Genomic DNA, 21980 nt, shown 5'->3' on the forward strand with positions numbered 1-21980 from the left:
CTTTGCGTATTGCTGTACTAAGGGCCGGGTGATGATGTTCCTGGCGGCCAGATTATGGCACACTTCCCCGGTTTACTCTCGCTCTCAGACAGGTACTGAACCGTGAAAATCCTCGTTGATGAAAATATGCCCTATGCGCGCGAGCTTTTTAGCCGCCTGGGGGAAGTCAAGGCCGTTGCTGGCCGCCCTGTCCCGGTCGATGCGTTGAATGACGCCGATGCGCTGATGGTGCGATCCGTCACCAAAGTTAACGAAGCGCTGCTTTCCGGCAAGGCGATCAAATTTGTTGGCACCGCGACGGCGGGTACCGATCATGTCGATCAGGCGTGGCTGCAGCAGGCGGGAATCGGCTTTTCCGCTGCCCCGGGCTGCAACGCTATCGCGGTGGTGGAATATGTGTTTTCGGCGCTGTTAATACTGGCCGAGCGCGATGGTTTTGCGCTTAGCGACCGTACCGTCGGGATCGTGGGCGTCGGTAACGTGGGCGGGCGCCTGCAAAAGCGCCTTGAGGCGCTGGGAATAAAAACCCTGCTTTGCGATCCGCCGCGCGCCGATCGTGGCGATGAGGGCGATTTTCACACCCTCGACGAGCTGGTGCAGGAAGCGGACATTCTGACTTTCCATACGCCGCTCTATAAGGAAGGGCAGTACAAAACGCTGCACCTGGCGGATGAGGCGCTGATTCGCCGCCTGAAGCCGGGGACGATTTTAATCAACGCCTGCCGTGGGCCAGTGGTGGATAACGCCGCGCTGCTGCAGCGGCTGCAGGCCAATCAGTCGTTAAGCGTGGTACTGGATGTCTGGGAGCCGGAGCCGGACCTGAATACCGAATTGCTCAAGCGGGTGGATATTGGTACGCCGCATATTGCCGGTTATACCCTTGAAGGAAAAGCGCGCGGCACGACGCAGGTTTTTGAGGCCTACAGCGCGTTTATTGGTCATCCGCAGCAGGTGGCGCTGGACACATTGCTGCCGGCGCCGGAATTTGGCCGCATTACGCTGCACGGGCCGCTCGATCAGGCAACGCTAAAACGGCTGGCGCATTTGGTGTATGATGTGCGCCGCGATGATGCGCCGCTGCGAAAAGTCGCGGGCGTTGCGGGCGAGTTCGACAAACTGCGCAAAAATTATCAGGAACGCCGTGAATGGTCTTCGCTGTACGTGCAGTGCAGCGATGTGCAGGCGGCGACGCTGTTGCACCAGCTGGGCTTCAACGCCGTACATCATCCTGTTCGTTAATATCATCTTAATGCTCCTGCTGGATAATCCGGCAGGGCCGCTTTTTTCTGGAGTACACCACCATGTCTGAAGGCTGGAATATTGCCGTACTGGGCGCAACGGGCGCCGTAGGCGAAGCCCTGTTCGAAACGCTTGCCGATCGTCAGTTCCCGGTGGGGGATATTTATGCCCTGGCTCGAAGCGATAGCGCTGGGGAACATCTGCGCTTTTCGGGCAAGTCGGTTGTCGTACAGGATGCGGCCGAATTCGACTGGACCCAGGTCCAGCTGGCCTTTTTTGCCGCCGGCGTCGAAGCGACCGCGGCGTATATCGACGACGCCACAAACGCGGGCTGCCTGGTGATTGATTTAAGCGGTCTGTTTGCGCTGGAGCCGGACGTGCCGCTGGTGGTGCCGGATGTCAACCCGTTCGTGCTGGCGGATTACCGCAATCGTAACGTTATTGCGGTACCGAATAGCCTGACCAGCCAGCTGCTGTCGGCGTTAAAACCGCTGATCGATCAGGGCGGCCTGTCGCGCATCAGCGTGACCAACCTGCTGTCCGCCTCCGCCCACGGTAAAAAAGCGGTCGATGCGCTGGCGGGGCAGAGCGCCAAACTGCTTAACGGTGTTCCGATCGATGAGGACGACTTCTTCGGCCGCCAGCTGGCGTTCAATATGCTGCCGCTGCTGCCCGATCGGGAAGGAAGCGTGCGCGAAGAGCGTCGTATCGTCGATGAAGTCCGAAAAATTCTGCAGGATGACGGCCTGATGATCTCCGCAAGCGTCGTTCAGTCGCCGGTATTCTACGGTCATGCACAGATGGTCAGCTTTGAAGCGCAGCGCCCGCTGGCGGCGGAAGAGGCGCGCGATGCCCTTAGCCGCGGCGAAGATATCGAGCTGTCAGAAGAGGGCGAGTTCCCGACGCAGGTCGGCGATGCTTCCGGTAATGGCCGCCTTTCCGTCGGCTGCGTGCATAACGATTACGGGATGCCGGAGCAGGTGCAGTTCTGGTCCGTTGCCGATAACGTCCGTTTTGGCGGCGCGCTGATGGCGGTGAAAATCGCTGAGAAGCTGGTTCAGGAGTATCTGTACTGATGTCTGAGATGGAGCAGCCGCCGGTCTACAAAATTGCGCTGGGCATCGAATATGATGGCAGCAAGTACTACGGCTGGCAGCGGCAGAATGAAGTTCGCAGCGTGCAGGAGAAGCTGGAAAAGGCGCTTTCGCAGGTGGCGAACGAGCCTGTTAACGTTTTTTGCGCCGGCCGTACGGACGCCGGCGTTCACGGCACCGGTCAGGTGGTGCATTTTGAAACGCGCGCGCAGCGTCAGGATGCCGCATGGACGCTGGGCGTGAATGCCAATTTACCCGGCGACATTGCGGTGCGCTGGGTGAAGCCGGTTCCGCAAGATTTTCACGCCCGCTTCAGCGCCACGGCGCGTCGCTATCGTTATGTTATCTATAATCATCGTCTGCGGCCGGCGGTATTGAGCCGCGGCGTAACCCATTATTATCTGCCGCTGGATGCGGAGCGGATGCAGCGCGCCGCTCAGTGTCTGCTGGGAGAGAATGATTTCACCTCGTTTCGTGCGGTACAGTGCCAGTCGCGCACGCCGTGGCGCAACGTGATGCACATCAACGTCACCCGTTATGGTGCATATGTGGTGGTGGACATCAAAGCGAATGCCTTTGTACATCATATGGTAAGGAACATTGTCGGCAGTCTGATGGAAGTAGGTGCCGGTAACCAGCCAGAGAGCTGGATTGCAGAACTTCTGGCGGCAAAAGACAGGACGCTTGCCGCCGCAACGGCAAAGGCGGAAGGATTGTATCTGGTGTCGGTGGACTACCCGGCCCGCTACGACCTCCCGGTCATGCCGATGGGCCCGCTGTTTCTGGCGGACTAACCGGGTTATTAAGGGCTAACGCAAACTATGGACCTGATTCACTTTTTAATTGATTTTATCCTGCATATTGATGTGCATCTGGCTGAGCTGGTCGCGGAGTACGGTATTTGGGTATACGCGATTTTATTTTTGATTCTGTTCTGCGAAACCGGTCTGGTGGTCACGCCGTTCCTGCCGGGGGATTCTCTGCTGTTTGTGGCGGGCGCGCTCTCCGCGCTGCCGACCAACGATCTCAACGTGCATTTAATGGTGCTGCTGATGGTCATTGCCGCGATTGTTGGCGATGCGCTGAACTACACGATTGGCCGGCTGTTTGGTGAAAAGCTTTTCAGCAATCCCAATTCGAAAATTTTCCGCCGCAGCTACCTGGATAAGACCCATAGCTTCTACGAACGCCACGGCGGTAAAACTATCATTCTGGCGCGTTTCGTGCCGATCGTCCGAACGTTTGCGCCGTTTGTGGCGGGAATGGGGCATATGTCCTATCGTCATTTTGCGATGTATAACGTTGTTGGCGCGCTGCTGTGGGTGCTGTTATTTACCTATGCGGGTTATCTGTTCGGCGATTTGCCGATCGTACAGGAAAACCTTAAGCTGCTGATTGTGGCGATTATCGTCCTCTCCGTATTGCCTGGCGTGATTGAAGTCATCCGCCACAAGCGGGCGGCGGCGAAACAGGCGAAATAACGCGGCGACGATCTTCGGGCGGTATGCCGCCGTCCGTAGAGTGAAGTGTGAGCGGTTCGACCACTTTTTTATCCCATGTTACGGGATGTTATGATTTAATGTGCAACATTCATGGTCTGTAAGGGGCAAAAATGGCATTATGCGCCCCTTGCGACAAAACTGGCATCGACCAGGTTCAGGTAGAAAGGTTATCAATGAGCTGGATTGAACGAATTAAAAGCAATATAACCCCCACCCGTAAGGCAAGTATTCCTGAAGGTGTATGGACCAAGTGCGACAGCTGCGGACAGGTATTGTACCGCGCAGAGCTGGAGCGCAACCTGGAGGTTTGCCCTAAGTGCGATCACCACATGCGTATGTCGGCGCGCAACCGCCTGCATAGTCTGCTGGACGAAGGTTCCCTCGTGGAGCTGGGTAGCGAGCTCGAGCCGAAAGATGTGCTGAAGTTCCGCGATTCGAAAAAGTATAAAGACCGTCTGGCGTCCGCCCAGAAAGAGACCGGCGAAAAAGACGCGCTGGTGGTCATGAAAGGCACCCTGCACGATATGCCGGTTGTTGCCGCCGCTTTCGAATTCTCCTTTATGGGCGGGTCAATGGGCTCCGTGGTCGGCGCGCGCTTTGTTCGCGCGGTTGAGCAGGCTCTGGAAGACAACTGCCCGCTGATTTGCTTCTCCGCATCCGGCGGCGCGCGTATGCAGGAAGCGCTGATGTCGCTGATGCAGATGGCGAAAACCTCCGCTGCGCTGGCGAAAATGCAGGAGCGCGGCTTGCCGTATATCTCTGTGCTGACCGACCCAACCATGGGCGGCGTCTCGGCGAGTTTTGCGATGCTGGGCGATCTCAACATCGCTGAGCCAAAAGCGCTGATCGGCTTTGCCGGTCCCCGCGTTATCGAGCAGACCGTTCGCGAGAAGCTGCCGCCGGGGTTCCAGCGCAGCGAGTTCCTGATTGAGAAAGGGGCGATCGACATGATCGTACGCCGCCCGGAAATGCGTCTGAAGCTGGCCAGTATCCTGGCGAAGCTGATGAACCTTCCGGCGCCAAATCCGGAACCCGCTCACGAAGGCGAGGTGGTGCCGCCGGTACCGGATCAGGAACCAGAGGCCTGATAATGGAGAGGGCAGGCCTGACGGCGCTGCCCTTTTTTATACGCGTAGCGATCTTAACTCTTGCCGGACATCATGGAAAAACAACCTATTCCTCAGGCCGCGTCGCCCCTGGCTACGTGGCTTTCTTATCTGGAGCATCTGCACAGCAAAACTATCGATCTCGGCCTGGCGCGCGTCAGCGAGGTCGCGAAGCGGATGGCGGTATTAAAACCGGCGCCGTTTGTCTTCACGGTGGCGGGAACCAATGGTAAAGGCACTACCTGCCGTACCCTGGAGTCGGCGCTGATGGCGGCGGGCTACAAGGTTGGAGTTTACAGTTCGCCGCATCTGGTACGCTACACCGAGCGGGTGCGCGTGCAGGGCGAGGAGCTGACGGAGCTGGCGCACACTACCTCTTTTGCCGAAATTGAAGCCGCGCGCGGTGAGATTTCCCTGAGCTATTTTGAGTTCGGCACGCTTTCCGCGCTGTGGCTGTTTCAGCAGGCGCGGCTGGATGTGGTGATTCTTGAGGTGGGCCTGGGCGGCCGCCTGGATGCGACCAATATCGTCGATGCCGACGTGGCGGTGGTGACCAGTATCGCCCTCGATCATACTGACTGGCTGGGGCCGGATCGCGAAAGCATCGGCCGCGAAAAGGCGGGTATTTTCCGCGCCGGCAAAGCGGCCATCGTCGGTGAACCCGATATGCCGTTGACCATGGCTCAGGTGGCGGATGAAAAAGGGGCGCGGCTCCTGCGCCGTGACGTTGACTGGCGGTACGAGGCCGGGGAACAAGGCTGGTCTTTCTACGATCGGCAGGGGGCGTTGACCGACCTGCCGCTGCCGCAGGTTCCGATGCCGAATGCGGCTACGGCGATTGCGGCCTTGCGCGCCAGCGGGCTTAAAGTTAGCGAGCAGGCGATTCGCGACGGCGTACAACGCGCGATGCTGCCGGGGCGATTCCAGATAATCAGCGAGGCTCCCCGGACGATCCTTGATGTTGCCCATAACCCGCATGCGGCGGCATATCTCGCGGGGCGTCTCAGAACCTTATCGAAAACGGGGCGCGTGCTGGCGGTTATTGGTATGCTGCATGACAAGGATATCGCAGGTACGCTGGCAAATCTGCAGACGGAAGTTGACGACTGGTACTGCGCGCCGCTGGAAGGGCCGCGTGGAGCCACGGCGGAGCAGCTGCTGGAACATTTGCGCACAGGCAAAGTCTATATTAGCGTCGCGCAGGCGTGGCATGCCGCGATGGCGGACGCCAGACCTGAAGATACGGTGCTGGTATGTGGTTCATTCCACACGGTGGCGCATGTAATGGAAGAAATAGACGCGGGGAGAATCGGTGGCGAGTAAGTTTCAGAACCGTTTAGTCGGGACGATTGTGCTGGTGGCGCTGGGGGTGATTATCCTGCCAGGGCTGCTGGATGGTCAGAAAAAACATTATCAGGATGAGTTTGCCGCGATCCCGCTGGTGCCAAAGCCGGGGGATCGCGATGAGCCGGATATGTTACCTGCAGCGACTCAGGCGCTGCCTTCGCAGCCTCCGGAAGGGGCGGCGGAAGAGGTGCGAGCAGGCGATGCCGCTGCGCCATCGCTGGATCCGTCGCGAATACCGGTGAACAACAACAGTTTTGATGTGGTCCAGGAGCCGGTTGTGACGCCGAAGCCGCAGCCGAAACCTCAGCCTAAGCCGGTGGAGAAACCGCAGACGCAGCAGGTTACGGCGCAGACGCCGCCGCCTAAACCGCAGCAGCAGGCTGAAATTCCGGCGCCGACCGGCAAAGCTTATGTTGTGCAACTGGGCGCGCTGAAGAACGCCGATAAGGTCAACGAAATTGTTGGTAAGCTGCGCGCTTCCGGCTTTAAAGTTTACACGTCGCCTTCGACGCCGGTGCAGGGTAAAATCACCCGTATCCTCGTGGGGCCGGATACTTCAAAGGATAAGCTGAAAGGCCAGCTTGGCGAGCTGAAGCAGATTTCAGGACTTAGCGGCGTGGTCATGGGCTACAGCCCGAACTAACTCTCTCTTTTTTAAAGGAGTAGAGGGCCGGAACCCCTGTCTGACGCGCCCTGAAGAGGCGAAAGGCAGTATGGCGTTGAATGTTTTTTCAGCGCCATTTTTATTTCTGTAGGGCATGGAAATCCCTACGCAAACGTTTTCTTTTTCTGTTAGAATGCGCCCCGAACCGGACGACAGGGCGTAAAATCGTGGGACGTATATGGTCTGGATTGATTACGCCATAATTGCGGTGATTGGTTTTTCCTCACTGGTTAGCCTGATCCGCGGCTTTGTTCGTGAAGCTTTATCGCTGGTAACCTGGGGATGCGCTTTCTTTGTTGCCAGTCATTACTACACTTACCTGGCTGTCTGGTTCACGGGCTTTGAAGACGAACTGGTCCGAAATGGGATTGCTATCGCGATACTGTTTATCGCAACGCTTATCGTCGGCGCTATCGTTAACTTTGTGATAGGTCAGCTGGTGGAAAAAACCGGCCTGTCGGGAACCGACAGGGTGTTAGGGATCTGCTTTGGCGCCCTGCGCGGGGTGTTAATCGTCTCAGCGATTCTGTTCTTTCTCGATAGCTTTACCGGTATGGCGAAAAGCGAAGACTGGCAAAAGTCTGAGCTTATCCCGCAGTTCAGTTTCGTTATCAGATGGTTTTTTGACTATCTGCAGAGCTCGTCAAGTTTCTTGCCCAAAGCATAAGCGTTGGGATGTAGCTTAACGAGGAAAAGACGTATGTGCGGTATTGTCGGTATCGCCGGTGTTATGCCGGTAAACCAGTCGATTTATGACGCGTTAACGGTGCTTCAGCATCGTGGCCAGGATGCCGCAGGCATCATCACTATTGATGCGAACAACTGTTTCCGTTTGCGTAAGGCGAACGGACTGGTGAGCGACGTTTTTGAAGCTCGCCATATGCAGCGTATGCAGGGCAATATGGGTATTGGTCACGTTCGTTACCCGACGGCGGGCAGCTCCAGCGCCTCCGAGGCACAGCCTTTCTACGTCAACTCGCCGTACGGCATTACGTTGGCGCACAACGGTAACCTGACTAACGCTCACGAGCTGCGTAAAAAGCTGTTTGAAGAAAAACGCCGCCACATCAACACCACCTCTGATTCCGAAATTCTGCTCAATATCTTCGCCAGCGAGCTGGACAATTACCGCCACTATCCGCTGGAAGCAGACAACATTTTTGCGGCGATCGCTGCCACCAACCGCCAGATTCGCGGCGCTTACGCCTGCGTGGCGATGATTATCGGCCACGGCATGGTCGCCTTCCGCGACCCGAACGGCATCCGTCCGCTGGTGCTGGGCAAGCGCGATATCGGCGATGGCCGCACCGAGTATATGGTGGCTTCGGAAAGCGTGGCGCTGGATACGCTGGGTTTTGAGTTCCTGCGCGACGTGGCGCCTGGCGAAGCGGTGTACATCACCGAAAAAGGTCAGCTGTTCACTCGTCAATGCGCGGAGAACCCGGTCAGCAACCCGTGCCTGTTCGAATACGTCTACTTTGCGCGTCCGGACTCCTTCATCGATAAAATCTCCGTCTATAGCGCGCGCGTTAATATGGGCACGAAGCTGGGCGAGAAAATTGCCCGCGAGTGGGAAGATCTGGATATCGACGTGGTCATTCCTATCCCGGAAACCTCCTGCGATATCGCGCTGGAAATTGCCCGTATTCTCGACAAACCTTACCGCCAGGGGTTTGTTAAAAACCGCTACGTTGGCCGCACCTTTATCATGCCGGGCCAGCAGCTGCGCCGTAAGTCCGTGCGCCGTAAGCTTAACGCCAACCGCGCCGAGTTCCGCGATAAGAACGTGCTGCTGGTGGATGACTCCATCGTGCGCGGCACTACCTCAGAGCAGATTATCGAGATGGCGCGCGAAGCCGGGGCGAAGAAAGTGTATCTGGCCTCCGCGGCGCCGGAAATTCGCTTCCCGAACGTGTATGGCATCGATATGCCGACCGCCAATGAGCTGATCGCACACGGGCGTGAAGTGGATGAGATTCGCCAGATCATCGGCGCAGACGGCCTGATTTTCCAGGATCTGGACGATCTGATTGACGCGGTGCGCGCTGAGAATCCGGATATTCAGCAGTTCGAATGCTCGGTGTTCAACGGTATCTACGTCACCAAAGATGTCGATCAGCAATATCTGGACTATCTCGATTCCCTGCGTAACGACGATGCGAAAGCGGTTCAGCTGCAAAACGAAGTTGAAAACTTAGAGATGCATAACGAAGGGTAATCCTTTGATTTGCTGAAAGCCCGCGGTCCGGAGACTGCGGGCTTTTTTATTTTCTCGCGCCAATTGCGGGTCCGCGGTTGCGTCGGGGGCTATAATCCGGCAAAGTCTGCGCCATCGTGGGAAAGGGGCAATCATCGTGAAGCGACTCATTATCGGCATTTCTGGCGCCAGCGGCGCAATCTACGGCGTGCGTTTGCTCCAGGTTTTGCGCGAGGTGCCTGATGTCGAAACCCATCTTATTTTAAGCCAGGCCGCGCGGCAGACGCTGGCGCTGGAGACGGATTTCTCCCTGCGGGAGGTGCAGGCGTTAGCCGATGTGGTGCACGATGCCCGCGATATCGCCGCCAGCATCTCTTCCGGCTCTTTTAAAACCGCGGGAATGGTCATTTTGCCGTGTTCGATGAAGACCCTTTCCGGCATTGTTCATAGCTATACCGATGGGCTATTGACCAGGGCGGCAGACGTGGTGCTCAAAGAGCGTCGCCCGCTGGTGCTGTGCGTAAGGGAAACGCCGTTCCACCTTGGCCACCTGCGTCTGCTGGTCCAGGCGGCGGAAATGGGCGCGGTGATTATGCCGCCGGTTCCCGCGTTTTATCATCGGCCAAAGACCCTTGATGACGTGATAAACCAAACGGTCAACCGCGTTATCGATCAGTTTGATATTTCTCTTCCTGAAGACCTCTTTACCCGCTGGCAGGGAGCGTAAAGCGCACTAAGATAGTGCGCTTTATTCACATCTGCATTGCCGCAGTGCAATTTTGTCGCCTCGATCAAATCCTCAACATTTAATTTGTTTTTTTGCGCTGTGACACTGCGGTTTATCCGTTATTGCTGGTATCTTCCCTTTTAAGACAAACTTGCAACCTTTATTTAACAAATTTAACGCCATTTCCAGCACGCACTGAGAAAATGGCATAAAACGTGCAAGATTTTGTCGGCAGCACAAATAACAAAATAACGCATCGCATAACAACATCACGACACTTAAGGGTAACCTATGAAGAAGACGGTCCTGGCTCTCTCTTTAATGATGGGCATTTGCAGCGCCTCCAGCGCCTTCGCCGCGCTGCCGCAGAGTATTCGCATTGGCACCGATGCCACCTACGCGCCTTTCTCTTCTAAGGATGCGAAAGGGGATTTCGTGGGTTTTGACATTGATTTGGGCAATGAGCTCTGTTCGCGTATCAAAGTAAAATGTAGCTGGGTTGGCAGCGATTTCGACTCCCTGATCCCGTCGCTGAAGGCCAAGAAAATCGACGCTATCATCTCTTCGTTGTCGATTACGGAAAAACGCCAGCAGGAAATCGCCTTCTCTGACAAGCTCTACGCCGCCGACTCGCGCCTGATTGCCGCCAAAGGCTCGCCGATTCAGCCAACGCTGGAATCGCTGAAAGGCAAGCATGTCGGCGTGCTTCAGGGCTCTACCCAGGAGGCCTATGGTAATGAACGCTGGCGCAGCCACGGCGTCGATGTCGTGGCTTATCAGAACCAGGATTTGATTTACTCAGACCTCTCCGCTGGCCGCCTTGACGCCGCATTGCAGGATGAAGTGGCCGCGAGCGAAGGTTTCCTCAAGCAACCCGCCGGTAAAGATTTCGCGTTTGCCGGTCCTTCCGTTAAAGACAAAAAATTCTTCGGTGATGGTACCGGCATCGGCCTGCGTAAGGACGATAGCGAGCTGAAGGCCGCGTTTGATAAAGCGCTGGCTGACATGCGTAAAGACGGTACCTACGACAAAATGGCGAAGAAGTACTTCGACTTCAACGTTTACGGTGAGTAAGACGCCCGCTGGCCCGGACTCCGGGCCACGCGTATCTATTTCTGCCCATTATTGGTGCAACTGCGCTTTTTGCGGATCGCTTTGGTGCAAAGAATTCCGCACGGGATGTTAATAAGTGCATAGTTAAGCGTTTCTGATGCGAAAAAATTTGCTTCCCGGCGCGGAATGTTTTGCCTTACCGGGGCGAATAATGGCACGATAACTGCCGTAAGTACTTCTAATAAATCCGTTAGAATGACAGTCTGTTGAGGATAGTTATGAAAAAACTGGCGTTGTCTCTCTCTTTAGCGCTGGCCCTTTCCAGCGTTTCCACTGTATTCGCAGCCATTCCGCAAAAAGTCCGCATCGGCACCGATCCTACTTATGCCCCGTTCGAATCCAAGAATGCACAGGGTGAATTGGTTGGTTTTGACATCGATCTGGCAAAAGAGCTCTGTAAGCGCATCAATACGCAATGTACCTTCATTGAGAACCCGCTGGACGCGCTGATCCCGTCTTTAAAAGCGAAGAAAATCGATGCCATTATGTCTTCGCTTTCAATCACCGAAAAACGTCAGCAGGAAATTGCCTTCACCGACAAGCTTTACGCGGCGGATTCGCGCCTGGTCGTGAAAAAAGGCAGCGATATTACGCCAGACCTCGCGAAGCTGAAAGGTAAACGCGTTGGCGTTCTGCAGGGTACCACTCAGGAAACCTACGGCAACGAGCACTGGGCGCCGAAGGGTATTGAAATCGTTTCCTACCAGGGGCAGGACAATATTTATTCTGACCTGACCGCTGGACGTATCGATGCTGCGTTCCAGGATGAAGTCGCCGCCAGCGAAGGCTTCCTCAAACAGCCTATCGGCAAGGATTATCAGTTCGGCGGCCCGTCGATTAAAGACGAGAAGCTGTTCGGCGTCGGCACCGGTATGGGGCTGCGTAAAGAGGACAACGAACTGCGTGAAGCATTGAATAAAGCCTTTGCCGAGATGCGCCAGGACGGCACCTACGACAAGCTGGCGAAAAAATATTTCGATTTTAACGTGTACGGCGACTAATCATCCCGCGCACCCCATCGCGCGTGATTTCACGCGCGATGGTTGATGACAGACAGGGCAGACAGCATGCTGTACGGGTTTTCACAGGTTATATTTCAGGGCGCGCTGGTCACCCTTGAGCTGGCGTTAAGCTCGGTCGTTCTGGCGGTGCTTATCGGCCTGGCGGGCGCTGGGGCGAAACTTTCTAACAATCGTCCATTAGCGCTGATTTTTGAAGGCTATACCACTTTAATCCGTGGTGTCCCCGATCTGGTGCTGATGCTGCTGATTTTCTACGGGCTGCAGATCGCGCTTAACAGCGTGACCGATGCGCTTGGCCTGGCGCAGTTTGATATTGACCCAATGGTGGCGGGTATCATCACGCTGGGCTTTATTTACGGCGCCTACTTCACCGAAACTTTTCGCGGCGCCTTCCTGGCGGTGCCGACGGGGCATATTGAAGCGGCGACGGCTTTCGGCTTTAGCGGCGGGCAAACCTTTCGTCGCATTCTGTTCCCGGCAATGATGCGCTATGCGCTGCCTGGAATAGGCAACAACTGGCAGGTGATCCTCAAAGCGACCGCGCTGGTCTCGCTGCTGGGGCTGGAGGATGTGGTCAAGGCAACCCAGCTGGCGGGTAAAAGCACCTGGGAGCCTTTCTACTTCGCCATCGTCTGCGGCCTGATTTATCTCGTATTTACAACGGTTTCCAATGGTGTGCTGCTGATGCTCGAACGCCGTTACTCTGTGGGCGTGAAGAGGGCTGACCTGTGATTGACATTATTCAGGAGTACTGGAAATCCCTGCTGTGGACCGACGGCTACCGCTTTACCGGCGTCGCGATTACGCTCTGGCTGCTGATCTCTTCCGTGGTGATGGGCGGCATCCTGGCGGTTTTCCTCGCAATAGGCCGAGTGTCGAGCAACAAATTTATCCAGTTCCCTATCTGGCTCTTCACCTATATCTTTCGCGGCACGCCGCTGTACGTTCAGCTGCTGGTGTTCTATTCCGGGATGTATACGCTGGAAATCGTCAAAGGCACTGAACTGCTGAACGCCTTCTTTCGCAGCGGGCTGAACTGTACGGTGCTGGCGCTGACGCTGAACACCTGCGCCTATACCACGGAGATTTTCGCCGGGGCGATTCGTTCAGTGCCGGCAGGCGAGATAGAGGCTGCCCGGGCGTACGGTTTTTCCTCGGTTAAAATGTATCGCTGCATTATCCTGCCTTCCGCGCTGCGTATCGCTCTGCCTGCGTACAGCAACGAAGTGATTCTGATGCTGCATTCCACCGCGCTGGCTTTTACCGCCACGGTGCCGGATCTGCTGAAAATTGCCCGCGATATTAACTCGGCAACCTACCAGCCGTTTACCGCCTTTGGTATTGCCGCAGTACTGTACTTAATTATCTCGTATGTGCTGATTAGCCTGTTCCGCAGAGCGGAAAAGCGCTGGCTCCAGCACATCAAACCTTCTTCGACGCACTGAGAACGCCATGTCCGACAATAAATTAAATGTAATCGATCTGCATAAACGTTACGGCGAGCATGAGGTACTGAAAGGCGTCTCACTGCGGGCGAAAGCCGGAGACGTGATCAGTATTATTGGCTCATCCGGTTCCGGTAAAAGTACCTTTTTGCGCTGCATTAACTTTCTTGAAAAGCCCAGCGAAGGGACGATCGTCGTTAACGGGCAAAACATTGGCCTGGTTCGCGATAAAGACGGTCAGTTAAAGGTGTCAGATAAGAACCAGCTGCGCCTGCTGCGTACCCGCCTGACGATGGTGTTCCAGCACTTCAATTTGTGGAGCCATATGACGGTGCTGGAAAATGTGATGGAAGCGCCGATTCAGGTGTTAGGCCTGAGCAAACAGGAAGCCCGCGATCGGGCGGTCAAATATCTGGCAAAAGTCGGTATTGACGAACGCCAGCAGATTAAATATCCGGTGCACCTCTCCGGCGGCCAGCAGCAGCGCGTTTCCATTGCCCGCGCGCTGGCGATGGAGCCCGACGTACTGCTGTTTGATGAACCGACTTCGGCGCTTGACCCTGAACTGGTGGGCGAAGTGCTGCGTATTATGCAGCAGCTGGCGGAAGAGGGGAAAACCATGGTCGTGGTAACGCATGAAATGGGCTTTGCGCGCCATGTCTCTTCGCACGTGATTTTCCTGCATCAGGGCAAGATTGAAGAAGAAGGGCACCCTGACGATGTTTTCGGCAATCCGAAAAGCCCGCGCCTGCAGCAGTTCCTGAAGGGCTCGTTAAAGTAATACTGCCTATGCCCCCGGCGGAATCCCCTCCGCCGGGACGGCTAGCGCTCCAGCCGATACACCCAGTCATCGTAGTCCATTCCGTTCAAATGATACGCTTTTTCGAGCACCTGAATGCGGATAAAACCGTGTTTTTCCAGCAGGCGGGAAGAGCCAGCGTTATTGCCCAGAACCCAGGCATTTATCGCGTGAACGCCGAGCTGGTTAAAGCCGTAGTCGCAAATTGCTTTTAACGCTTCGCTGGCGTATCCCTTTCCCTGAGCATCGGGCAGGAGAGCGTATCCGATATCCGCTTCGTGCGGATTTTTACCGCTGATGCGCAGGCCGATATCGCCAACCGCCGCGCCGCTGGCGTCGCGCAGTACGAATACGCCAGGGTCAGCGCAGCGGGATTCAAACAGCGTCCGCAGCGCTGGCTCTTCAAGAACCTCGCCCATATAGCGCATCACTTCCGGGTCTCGCCGTAAGCGCAGGAAAAATGGCCAGTCGGATGCGTGAAACGGCGAGAGGCGCAGGCGCGGCGTAGTGAGTATTATCATCATGCAGTCCATAGAGGTGGATTATTCCGCCACCTTAACATCATAAAGCGCTGAGTCTAACCGACCCTCGGTGAAGCCCGGCGCTGATTTTCGAGCCCGCCGAGATAGCGCAGCACGGTGTTGCTCTCTTGCGTCGCCCTCAACTGCAGCGCCAGGTTGAGGTTGTCCAGCACCTCGGCGTGGGCGACCAGCGGTGAATCCCCGGCAAGCCGTCCCTCCATCACCAGCCAGCCGACGACGGTTTTCCAGCGCCACAGCGGCGAATTGCCTTTCACCCGCTGTACCGGCCCTGGAAACTGGCCCGAGCCTCGTGCGCCATCTTTCAATAAGGCGATGGCCTGTCGCGTCAGGCCGGTGAGTTCAGCAATATCGCTTAATCCAACCAGCGCGGAATCGACGGATTCGACCCGCGCATTCAGGGCCGGGGCGGATTCGATATTGGCAATCGCTGACAAAATGGCCTGTTCGAGAGAATCGCATTCGCGGTCGAACTCCAGATAGACCGCCGTTCCGTAAAAGCAGACCAGGGCATCAGCGCAGCCTGCCGCATGCAGCGCATCCTCTAGTCCCACGGTATGCGCGGTGACGCCGGAGAGGGTGAGCGTAAAGTTATACAGCGCCATGGTTTAATCCTTCTTGTGGTTAATCTGACCCGATACGGGTACCAGACAGCGATCGACCATGCGGATGATTTGCCTGGCATGGTGCATGGGCGCCGCCGGCGTTGACCAGATGCTCATCATGTGTTCCCGATGGTGGGCTGTTCCGCACATCAGTCGCCCAAAACAGTGCGCGCTTTTGCCGCCAGGGTGAAAAATCCAGCCGCGCGCCAGCGCGTAGTCAATAGCGGCTCTGATATGTTTATCCGGATGTTCCTTCATCAATGTGTCCTGCTAATACTGAATATAATGTTGACGGATGTCAACGGTTGGGTAAAGTTAAATCACACGCAGGGGTTATGACAGAGTGAAGGGGAGATCGCTGGAATGAGATTCACAGTTAAGACGCGACAGACGCGGTGGTTTTTACGCGTTGCGAGGAGGGTTCCACAAATAACAGAGCAGGGAGATCGCCGAGACCTCCCTGAAGGCCCCTGAACTATTTCAGGACATCGGCAAGGGCCTCTTCCAGATCGTACCAACGAAAGCCAAATCCGGCGGCTTCCAGGCGTTTTGGCAGCGCGCGCTGGCCGCCGAGTACCAGAACGGAAGATTCTCCCATCAGCAGGCGAATCGCCGCCGCCGGGACGCGGAAAATGGCGGGCCGATTCAACGCATGGCCCAGCGCGTGGGCGAACTGCTCGTTACGCACCGGGTAAGGGGAAACCATATTAAACGGCCCCCGCAGGTCGTTATCCAGCAGCCAGAGGATACCGTTGACCATGTCGTCAATGTGGATCCACGCCAGATATTGCCTTCCGCTACCGATAGGGCCGCCGAGGCCAAGTTTAAAAGCCGGCGTCATTTTGGCCAGAATGCCGCCGCGCGGCGCCAGCACCACGCCGGTACGCAGCAGGCAGACGCGGGTGCGATCGCTCTGTGCTTCACAGGCGATTTGCTCCCAGCGGGCGCAAAGCTTATGGGTAAACTCGTTGTGCGGCGGCTCTTCTTCGGTAACCACGACTTCACCGAGGTCGCCATAGTAACCGGTGGCGGAACCGCTTATCAGCACCGTGGGTGGCGTATCGCTGGCGTTGCACAGCTTGACCAACTTTTGCGTGATATCCCAGCGGCTGTGGCAGAGACGTTGTTTCTGCTCCGCCGTCCAGCGTTTATCGGCGATCGGCTCGCCTGCCAGATTAATGACGGCATCAATGCCGTTGAGGTTCGCCTGATGCTCGAAATCGCGCCACAGGGTGACGCGTGGGTCGAGGCGGCTTTTGGCCTTTTCCGGGCTGCGCGTTGAAACCGTTACGTGATGCCCCAGCTCCAGTAGCCGGGGGATCAGATGTCGGCCTATCAGGCCGGTACCGCCAGTAAGCAGAACGTTCATAGCGCCTCCCTAAGATGATGCGCCTAACGCCGCCAGCTCATCGTCATGGATACCGAATCGGCGTAGCGCAGCGCATGCAGTTTATCGATCTCTACTTCAGCATAAGTGACCCAGTGATGTTCGCGTGCGATATCGAGCACATCCTGAGTTAATTTTTCCAGCAGAGAGAAGCGGTTATTCTCAATATGGCTAATAATGCGCTTGGTGATGGTGCGGTAGTTCAGCGCATCGTTAATGTCTTCGCTGTTGCGTGATTTCTCCGCCGGATAATGGATAGCGACGTTAACCACCACGTCCTGGCGGTTGGCGATCTCTTCCTCTTTAATTCCGATAAAAGTACGCAGGCGCAGGTTCTTAATTCGAATAATGGCGTCTGGTTGAGACATTGCAGGCTTCCTCCGTGTAGTAATTTCCGCCATCATACATCAAAGCTTCCCGGGCGAGCAGGGGGTTAATGGGCTTCTGTTTTCAGCAGCGCTTCAACGGTGGCCGGGCGCTGGCGAATGCGCTCGAACCAGTTATGCACCGCCGGAAAACTGGCGAGGTCGATACGCTGGCGCTGATGGGCATTCACCCACGGCCAGCAGGCGATATCGGCGATGCTGTAGTGATTGCCGCCAAGCCAGGGGCTCTCGCCAAGGCGCCGATTGAGCACGCCATACAGACGCTGCGTTTCCACCTGATAGCGTTCAATGGCGTAGGGCACCGCCTGCGGAGCAAAGTGGTTGAAATGATGATTTTGCCCGAGCATCGGCCCTAACCCACCGACCTGCCAGAATAACCACTGTAGCGTAATGTGGCGTTCGCGGAGTTCGCCGCTCAGTAATTTGCCGGTTTTTTCAGCCAGATAAAGCAGGATCTCGCCGGACTCAAACAGGCTTAACGGGGCGCCGCCGTCGGCGGGAGCATCGTCAACGATCGCCGGGATCTTGTTGTTCGGTGAAATCGCCAGAAACGACGGTTGAAACTGCTCCCCCTTACTGATATCCACCCGGATCAGGCGGTAAGGCAGCTGCGCTTCTTCAAGGAAGAGCGTGATTTTGTGGCCATTAGGGGTGGGTGCGTAGTAAAGATCGATCATGAGAGTCCCTCGCCGTCACAGGTCGCAAACTTTTCGAGTATAGGTGAAGTGGCATCATCCGGCAGGTTTGCCTCATTCTGGATGACTTTCGCCGATAGCGTACACCTCAGAGAAGTATGTAAGATCCTGAGGCTAGCGGTCAGTGACATCCTCTGAAAGACAGGATATGTTGGCGTATCGCCCCATTACATTAGCCATTGAGGATGCTATGAGCCAGCCCGCGATTACCCTGTGGTCCGACGCCGATTTTTTCTCGCCATATGTGATGTCCGTCTACGTTGCCCTGCAGGAAAAGAGCCTGCCTTTTACCCTAAAAACCGTCAACCTCGACAGCGGCGAGCATCTGCAAAGCGGCTGGAAAGGCTACAGCGCGACGCGACGCGTACCGCTGCTGGAGATCGGCGAGTTTTTTCTGAGCGAATCCTCCGCGATTACCGAATATCTGGACGAGCGCTTTGCGCCCCCGGAATGGGAGCGGCTTTATCCGCATGACCTGCAAAAGCGCGCGCGGGCGCGTCAGGTACAGGCCTGGCTGCGCAGCGATTTAATGCCGATCCGTGAAGAACGCTCAACGGACGTGGTCTTTGGCGGCGCAAAGAAGCCTCCGCTCAGCGACGCCGGGCAAAAAAGCGCCGCTAAGCTGTTTGAAACGGCTGGCGTACTGCTGTCCCACGGCGGGCAGAATCTATTTGGCGAGTGGTCCATTGCCGATACCGACCTGGCGCTGATGCTCAATCGACTGGTCCTTAACGGCGATGAGGTCCCCGCCGCGCTGGCGGATTACGCCGTCTTCCAGTGGCAGCGGGCGTCGGTACAGCGCTACGTCGCACTCTCAGCCAAACGCGCGGGCTGATAAGCTTCAGCGGTTCCGTTATCATAGACGCATCGTCATGCGTGGAGATAAATTGTATGAAGCTGATGTTTGCCTCGGATATCCACGGCTCTCTGCCTGCCGCTGAACGCGTGCTTGAGCTGTTCGCGCGCAGTGGGGCGCAGTGGCTGGTTATCCTCGGCGATGTGCTTAATCACGGGCCGCGTAACGCTCTTCCAGAAGGCTATGCCCCGGCCCAGGTCGCGGAAGCGCTCAATAGCGTGGCGGAGCGGGTGATTGCCGTACGCGGCAACTGCGACAGCGAAGTCGATCAGATGCTGCTCCATTTCCCCATTACCGCCCCCTGGCAGCAGGTTTTGAGCGAGCGAACCCGCCTGTTTCTGACCCATGGACATCTGTATAGCCCCGATAATTTGCCTCCCCTCGCCGCTGGCGATGTGCTGGCTTATGGTCATACTCATATTCCGGTTGCCGAGAAACGCGGTGAGATTTTCCTCTTCAACCCCGGCTCGGTCAGCATCCCTAAAGGGGGATTTACCGCCAGCTACGGTCTGCTGAACGAGGGGCAATTGCAGGTTTTAGCACTCGATGATAATCAGGTTATTGCAGAGGTCGCAATTTACCCGTAATTTACCCCTCAACCGTATAGACGCGCCGCAAGAGCGCTTTAAAAAGTAAGGTTTCCTGATGGCGGAACAGAATCATTTGGCAAGCACAGAATGGGTCGATATTGTTAATGAAAACAATGAGGTGATAGCACAGTCCAGCCGCGAACAAATGCGTGCGGAGTGTTTGCGTCATCGTGCGACCTACATTGTTGTTCATGATGGGATGGGCAAAATCCTGGTACAGCGCCGTACCGAAACAAAAGATTTCCAGCCTGGCATGCTGGACGCTACCGCCGGCGGCGTGGTGCAGGCTGACGAGCAAATGCTGGAGTCCGCGCGCCGGGAGGCGGAAGAAGAGCTCGGTATTGCCGGCGTGCCTTTTGCTGACCACGGGCAGTTTTACTACGAAGATAAACACTGCCGCGTCTGGGGCGGCCTGTTTAGCTGCGTCTCGCACGGGCCGTTCGCCCTGCAGGAAGAAGAAGTGAGCGAAGTGTGCTGGCTGACGCCGGAAGAGATCACCGCCCGCTGCGATGAGTTCACCCCGGATTCATTAAAAGCGCTGGCGCTGTGGATGACCCGCAATGCCAATAATGAGTCAGCAAAAAGCGAAAAGCAGGAAGAGGCCGAGTAGTTTTAACAGCTATCCCTCATGCATAAACTGGATGCGATGGGTCTTCTGTCGCTCCAGTTTCCCTCGCTAAGTCGCTCCAGAAGAGCACGGCCGGCTTCGATGCCAATCTTGTGATGCGGTACCGCCATCGTCGTTAACGGTGGCTGGCAGACCCGACTTACGTCACTATCCCCAAAGCCGACGACGGCTAAATCATCAGGAACTTTGATGCGCCGACGCTGGCATTCATACAGCGCTCCGCATGCCAGCTCATCGGAAACGCAGACCAGCGCATCGAGTTCCGGCCATGCCAGCAAAAACTCCGGCAGCTGTGAAGCGCCGGTGGAAAAGTTGGCGGGCAGCGCGGCGTTAATCACCCGGTTTGGCGACATGTGATGGCGCAGCATGGCTTTATACCATCCCTGTAAATGCTGCTGAAAAATCCACTGTTCCTGATTGGCGCACAGCAGACCGATATTCTGATAACCGCGGTGGATAAGCATCTCCGTCAGCTCGAACATCGCCGCCACGTTATCAATGCCGATATTCATGTCGATAGGATCGGCGCGCATTGCGCCCATCTCCACCACCGGAATCGAGGCGTTCTGCAACCAGTGGCGTACGGTATCGCTGTGCTCAACGCTCAGTAGAATGGCGGCGGCGATATTAGAAGCCAGCAGCGTTTCCAGTAGTTTCTCTTCCTGCTCCAGACGGTGCTGCGATTCCGCCAGCATGATTTGATATCCTGCCGGCTGTAATATCTGCTGAAGCCCGGCAAACATCGCCGAGCAGCCCGCTTCCGCAAGATTTGGCACCACCATGGCGATGGTTCGTGAGGAGGCTGACGCCAGCGCGCTGGCGGCAAGATTAGGCATGTACCCCAGCTCCTGCACCGCCGCTTCGATTTTTTCACGTAGCTTATCGGAAACTTGTTCCGGCGTGCGAAGGGCGCGGGACACGGTCATCGTTCCTACGCCAGCCAGTTGCGCAACGTCGGCGATCGTGACTTTACCGGTACTACGCCGTTTTCGGGTTAGAGACATACACATTCCTGCTAAACAGACGTTTTTTATTATCATCCATTACTTCACGTGTCAGGAGTATACGCCTTAAACGGGCCTTTTTGCTGCGTTTTGATGGGATGATTGCGAATTGATAGCGCTATCACAAATCTGAATGTTCAACGTTGGTAGCGCTATCTTTGTGATCGCTCTCGCAGATAACTCTTGGCGGCTTGCATAAAGTTTGCCCATCTTTTGCTAAAAGTGGGGGTGACAAAATGCTCAAAACATGGCTCTCGGATGCCACCATCATGCTGCGGCAGAGCGTGGAAACCTGGCCACAGGCGCTGGACATCTGTGCCCAACCGCTGCTCAAGGCCGGTGTGATAGAACCTGCGTACGTAAAGGCCATCGTGGAGCAGCATCAAAGGTTGGGGCCCTACTATGTACTGGCTCCGGGTCTGGCGATGCCGCACGCGCGACCGGAGGAGGGAGCGAAAGGCTTAGGTCTGTCGCTGCTGAAGCTGGGGCAGGGCGTGTCCTTTGGCTCGGAAGAGTTCGACCCGGTTGATATTGTCATTATGCTTGCGGCCCCGGATAAGCATAGCCATATCGAAACAATCTCTGCGCTGGCGGAATTATTTTCCAGCGATGAAGATATGAATAAATTACATCAGGCAACCAACCTGGAGGAGATAAAAACTATCATCGCGCGTTTCTGATTTAATTTTATTATCCGACTTATAACCCATTACGCACCTGCGTGATGCGGACGTACTCTACCCAAAAAAAGGTGATAACAATGAAAATTATGGCAATTTGCGGTTCTGGCCTGGGCAGTAGTTTTATGGTTGAGATGAATATTAAAAAGGTGCTGAAAAAGCTCGATATCGAGGCTGAGGTTGAGCACTCCGATCTGTCGTCGGCAACGCCGGGCGCGGCAGATTTATTCGTGATGGCAAAAGATATTGCCGCCAGCGCCAGCGTCCCGGAAAGCCAGCTGGTGGTGATTACCAACATCATCGATATTAACGAACTCGAAGCGCAGCTGCGCGCGTGGTTCGCCAGACAATAACT

The 21980-nt window shown here is 56.0% G+C and carries 27 protein-coding genes; 20 read left to right on the forward strand and 7 right to left on the reverse strand.

The window, feature by feature from the left end:
• Positions 1-102: 102 nt before the first annotated feature.
• From pdxB to hisP, 15 genes are all read left to right on the forward strand, one after another.
• Positions 103-1239, forward strand: coding sequence for a 4-phosphoerythronate dehydrogenase PdxB (pdxB, locus tag GUC22_RS07235; RefSeq protein ID WP_160183446.1), 1137 nt, complete (start codon positions 103-105; stop codon positions 1237-1239).
• Positions 1240-1301: 62 nt separating this feature from the next.
• The gene (locus GUC22_RS07240; RefSeq protein ID WP_049088436.1) at positions 1302-2315 is read left to right on the forward strand and encodes an aspartate-semialdehyde dehydrogenase; all 1014 of its coding nucleotides are present in this window, start codon (positions 1302-1304) and stop codon (positions 2313-2315) included.
• On the forward strand, positions 2315-3127 hold the full coding sequence (truA, locus tag GUC22_RS07245) for a tRNA pseudouridine(38-40) synthase TruA (RefSeq protein ID WP_004870879.1): 813 nt from the start codon (positions 2315-2317) through the stop codon (positions 3125-3127). Before GUC22_RS07240 ends, truA begins: the two co-directional genes overlap by 1 nt.
• Positions 3128-3154: 27 nt before the next feature.
• Positions 3155-3814 carry a DedA family protein gene (locus GUC22_RS07250; protein WP_004123217.1) on the forward strand — a complete coding sequence of 220 codons (660 nt, stop codon included), beginning with the start codon at positions 3155-3157 and terminating at the stop codon, positions 3812-3814.
• Between the two features lie 194 nt (positions 3815-4008).
• Complete coding sequence (gene accD / locus GUC22_RS07255) at positions 4009-4923, forward strand: acetyl-CoA carboxylase, carboxyltransferase subunit beta (RefSeq protein ID WP_004870882.1); 915 nt, start codon at positions 4009-4011, stop codon at positions 4921-4923.
• A gap of 72 nt (positions 4924-4995) precedes the next feature.
• On the forward strand, positions 4996-6264 hold the full coding sequence (gene folC / locus GUC22_RS07260) for a bifunctional tetrahydrofolate synthase/dihydrofolate synthase (protein ID WP_101867818.1): 1269 nt from the start codon (positions 4996-4998) through the stop codon (positions 6262-6264).
• Positions 6254-6931, forward strand: a complete 678-nt coding sequence (gene dedD, locus GUC22_RS07265; protein ID WP_049088438.1) for a cell division protein DedD — start codon at positions 6254-6256, stop codon at positions 6929-6931. Before folC ends, dedD begins: the two co-directional genes overlap by 11 nt.
• 199 nt (positions 6932-7130) lie before the next feature.
• Complete coding sequence (cvpA, locus tag GUC22_RS07270; protein ID WP_004104143.1) at positions 7131-7619, forward strand: colicin V production protein; 489 nt, start codon at positions 7131-7133, stop codon at positions 7617-7619.
• A gap of 33 nt (positions 7620-7652) precedes the next feature.
• Positions 7653-9170, forward strand: coding sequence for an amidophosphoribosyltransferase (purF, locus tag GUC22_RS07275; RefSeq protein WP_004870888.1), 1518 nt, complete (start codon positions 7653-7655; stop codon positions 9168-9170).
• A 136-nt stretch (positions 9171-9306) separates the two neighbouring features.
• The gene (locus GUC22_RS07280; RefSeq protein ID WP_049088439.1) at positions 9307-9876 is read left to right on the forward strand and encodes a UbiX family flavin prenyltransferase; all 570 of its coding nucleotides are present in this window, start codon (positions 9307-9309) and stop codon (positions 9874-9876) included.
• Positions 9877-10167: 291 nt separating this feature from the next.
• Complete coding sequence (argT, locus tag GUC22_RS07285) at positions 10168-10950, forward strand: lysine/arginine/ornithine ABC transporter substrate-binding protein ArgT (protein ID WP_049131203.1); 783 nt, start codon at positions 10168-10170, stop codon at positions 10948-10950.
• A 257-nt stretch (positions 10951-11207) separates the two neighbouring features.
• A complete protein-coding gene (gene hisJ / locus GUC22_RS07290) occupies positions 11208-11990 on the forward strand; it encodes a histidine ABC transporter substrate-binding protein HisJ (protein WP_004123203.1) in 783 nt (260 codons plus the stop codon).
• Positions 11991-12056: 66 nt separating this feature from the next.
• Positions 12057-12743 (forward strand): histidine ABC transporter permease HisQ, encoded by a 687-nt coding sequence (locus GUC22_RS07295; protein WP_004123199.1) that lies wholly within the window; start codon positions 12057-12059, stop codon positions 12741-12743.
• On the forward strand, positions 12740-13456 hold the full coding sequence (gene hisM / locus GUC22_RS07300; RefSeq protein ID WP_004870894.1) for a histidine ABC transporter permease HisM: 717 nt from the start codon (positions 12740-12742) through the stop codon (positions 13454-13456). The genes GUC22_RS07295 and hisM overlap by 4 nt, the downstream gene beginning before the upstream one ends.
• Before the next feature lie 7 nt (positions 13457-13463).
• A complete protein-coding gene (hisP, locus tag GUC22_RS07305; RefSeq protein ID WP_004123193.1) occupies positions 13464-14237 on the forward strand; it encodes a histidine ABC transporter ATP-binding protein HisP in 774 nt (257 codons plus the stop codon).
• Between the two features lie 41 nt (positions 14238-14278).
• Here the strand turns inward: hisP and GUC22_RS07310 are convergent, their stop codons facing one another.
• From GUC22_RS07310 to yfcG, 6 genes are all read right to left on the reverse strand, one after another.
• A complete protein-coding gene (locus tag GUC22_RS07310; protein WP_024359278.1) occupies positions 14279-14776 on the reverse strand; it encodes a GNAT family N-acetyltransferase in 498 nt (165 codons plus the stop codon).
• 56 nt (positions 14777-14832) lie between these two features.
• Positions 14833-15399 carry a hypothetical protein gene (locus GUC22_RS07315; RefSeq protein ID WP_049088443.1) on the reverse strand — a complete coding sequence of 189 codons (567 nt, stop codon included), beginning with the start codon at positions 15397-15399 and terminating at the stop codon, positions 14833-14835.
• Between the two features lie 3 nt (positions 15400-15402).
• Complete coding sequence (locus tag GUC22_RS07320) at positions 15403-15657, reverse strand: hypothetical protein (RefSeq protein WP_160183447.1); 255 nt, start codon at positions 15655-15657, stop codon at positions 15403-15405.
• A gap of 217 nt (positions 15658-15874) precedes the next feature.
• The gene (locus GUC22_RS07325) at positions 15875-16768 is read right to left on the reverse strand and encodes a TIGR01777 family oxidoreductase (RefSeq protein WP_024359275.1); all 894 of its coding nucleotides are present in this window, start codon (positions 16766-16768) and stop codon (positions 15875-15877) included.
• Positions 16769-16791: 23 nt separating this feature from the next.
• Positions 16792-17154 (reverse strand): dihydroneopterin triphosphate 2'-epimerase, encoded by a 363-nt coding sequence (gene folX / locus GUC22_RS07330; RefSeq protein ID WP_004104107.1) that lies wholly within the window; start codon positions 17152-17154, stop codon positions 16792-16794.
• Between the two features lie 65 nt (positions 17155-17219).
• A complete protein-coding gene (yfcG, locus tag GUC22_RS07335) occupies positions 17220-17849 on the reverse strand; it encodes a GSH-dependent disulfide bond oxidoreductase (protein ID WP_134878323.1) in 630 nt (209 codons plus the stop codon).
• A 208-nt stretch (positions 17850-18057) separates the two neighbouring features.
• On the opposite strand from yfcG, the gene yfcF reads away from it, so the two are divergent.
• From yfcF to yfcD, 3 genes are read left to right on the forward strand one after another with little or no spacing between them, the layout of a single operon-like run.
• The gene (gene yfcF, locus GUC22_RS07340; RefSeq protein WP_049087140.1) at positions 18058-18702 is read left to right on the forward strand and encodes a glutathione transferase; all 645 of its coding nucleotides are present in this window, start codon (positions 18058-18060) and stop codon (positions 18700-18702) included.
• Between the two features lie 56 nt (positions 18703-18758).
• The gene (gene yfcE / locus GUC22_RS07345) at positions 18759-19310 is read left to right on the forward strand and encodes a phosphodiesterase (RefSeq protein ID WP_004123174.1); all 552 of its coding nucleotides are present in this window, start codon (positions 18759-18761) and stop codon (positions 19308-19310) included.
• A 58-nt stretch (positions 19311-19368) separates the two neighbouring features.
• Positions 19369-19923: an NUDIX hydrolase YfcD gene (yfcD, locus tag GUC22_RS07350; RefSeq protein WP_004852867.1), complete on the forward strand. Its 555-nt coding sequence runs from the start codon at positions 19369-19371 to the stop codon at positions 19921-19923.
• Positions 19924-19925: 2 nt separating this feature from the next.
• On the opposite strand, the gene GUC22_RS07355 is transcribed toward yfcD, so the two are convergent.
• On the reverse strand, positions 19926-20945 hold the full coding sequence (locus GUC22_RS07355; protein ID WP_004870912.1) for a LacI family DNA-binding transcriptional regulator: 1020 nt from the start codon (positions 20943-20945) through the stop codon (positions 19926-19928).
• 236 nt (positions 20946-21181) lie between these two features.
• Here GUC22_RS07355 and GUC22_RS07360 point away from each other — a divergent pair, with 236 nt between their 5' ends.
• A complete protein-coding gene (locus GUC22_RS07360; protein WP_004870914.1) occupies positions 21182-21625 on the forward strand; it encodes a PTS sugar transporter subunit IIA in 444 nt (147 codons plus the stop codon).
• Positions 21626-21705: 80 nt separating this feature from the next.
• The gene (locus GUC22_RS07365) at positions 21706-21978 is read left to right on the forward strand and encodes a PTS sugar transporter subunit IIB (protein WP_004870916.1); all 273 of its coding nucleotides are present in this window, start codon (positions 21706-21708) and stop codon (positions 21976-21978) included.
• The last annotated feature ends 2 nt before the right edge of the window (positions 21979-21980 follow it).

It is taken from the genome of Klebsiella sp. MPUS7 (assembly GCF_009905335.1).
GTDB classification, from domain to species: domain Bacteria; phylum Pseudomonadota; class Gammaproteobacteria; order Enterobacterales; family Enterobacteriaceae; genus Klebsiella; species Klebsiella grimontii.

Excerpts from the sequence above, each read along its gene's own strand:
- GUC22_RS07240 (WP_049088436.1), top strand. The coding sequence starts at position 1,302 with ATGTCTGAAGGCTGGAATATTGCCGTACTGGGCGCAACGGGCGCCGTA.
- truA (WP_004870879.1), top strand. The coding sequence starts at position 2,315 with ATGTCTGAGATGGAGCAGCCGCCGGTCTACAAAATTGCGCTGGGCATC.
- GUC22_RS07250 (WP_004123217.1), top strand. The coding sequence starts at position 3,155 with ATGGACCTGATTCACTTTTTAATTGATTTTATCCTGCATATTGATGTG.
- accD (WP_004870882.1), top strand. The coding sequence starts at position 4,009 with ATGAGCTGGATTGAACGAATTAAAAGCAATATAACCCCCACCCGTAAG.
- folC (WP_101867818.1), top strand. The coding sequence starts at position 4,996 with ATGGAAAAACAACCTATTCCTCAGGCCGCGTCGCCCCTGGCTACGTGG.
- cvpA (WP_004104143.1), top strand. The coding sequence starts at position 7,131 with ATGGTCTGGATTGATTACGCCATAATTGCGGTGATTGGTTTTTCCTCA.
- purF (WP_004870888.1), top strand. The coding sequence starts at position 7,653 with ATGTGCGGTATTGTCGGTATCGCCGGTGTTATGCCGGTAAACCAGTCG.
- argT (WP_049131203.1), top strand. The coding sequence starts at position 10,168 with ATGAAGAAGACGGTCCTGGCTCTCTCTTTAATGATGGGCATTTGCAGC.
- hisJ (WP_004123203.1), top strand. The coding sequence starts at position 11,208 with ATGAAAAAACTGGCGTTGTCTCTCTCTTTAGCGCTGGCCCTTTCCAGC.
- GUC22_RS07295 (WP_004123199.1), top strand. The coding sequence starts at position 12,057 with ATGCTGTACGGGTTTTCACAGGTTATATTTCAGGGCGCGCTGGTCACC.
- hisP (WP_004123193.1), top strand. The coding sequence starts at position 13,464 with ATGTCCGACAATAAATTAAATGTAATCGATCTGCATAAACGTTACGGC.
- GUC22_RS07310 (WP_024359278.1), bottom strand. The coding sequence starts at position 14,776 with ATGATAATACTCACTACGCCGCGCCTGCGCCTCTCGCCGTTTCACGCA.
- GUC22_RS07315 (WP_049088443.1), bottom strand. The coding sequence starts at position 15,399 with ATGGCGCTGTATAACTTTACGCTCACCCTCTCCGGCGTCACCGCGCAT.
- GUC22_RS07320 (WP_160183447.1), bottom strand. The coding sequence starts at position 15,657 with ATGAAGGAACATCCGGATAAACATATCAGAGCCGCTATTGACTACGCG.
- GUC22_RS07325 (WP_024359275.1), bottom strand. The coding sequence starts at position 16,768 with ATGAACGTTCTGCTTACTGGCGGTACCGGCCTGATAGGCCGACATCTG.
- folX (WP_004104107.1), bottom strand. The coding sequence starts at position 17,154 with ATGTCTCAACCAGACGCCATTATTCGAATTAAGAACCTGCGCCTGCGT.
- yfcG (WP_134878323.1), bottom strand. The coding sequence starts at position 17,849 with ATGATCGATCTTTACTACGCACCCACCCCTAATGGCCACAAAATCACG.
- yfcF (WP_049087140.1), top strand. The coding sequence starts at position 18,058 with ATGAGCCAGCCCGCGATTACCCTGTGGTCCGACGCCGATTTTTTCTCG.
- yfcE (WP_004123174.1), top strand. The coding sequence starts at position 18,759 with ATGAAGCTGATGTTTGCCTCGGATATCCACGGCTCTCTGCCTGCCGCT.
- yfcD (WP_004852867.1), top strand. The coding sequence starts at position 19,369 with ATGGCGGAACAGAATCATTTGGCAAGCACAGAATGGGTCGATATTGTT.
- GUC22_RS07355 (WP_004870912.1), bottom strand. The coding sequence starts at position 20,945 with ATGTCTCTAACCCGAAAACGGCGTAGTACCGGTAAAGTCACGATCGCC.
- GUC22_RS07360 (WP_004870914.1), top strand. The coding sequence starts at position 21,182 with ATGCTCAAAACATGGCTCTCGGATGCCACCATCATGCTGCGGCAGAGC.
- GUC22_RS07365 (WP_004870916.1), top strand. The coding sequence starts at position 21,706 with ATGAAAATTATGGCAATTTGCGGTTCTGGCCTGGGCAGTAGTTTTATG.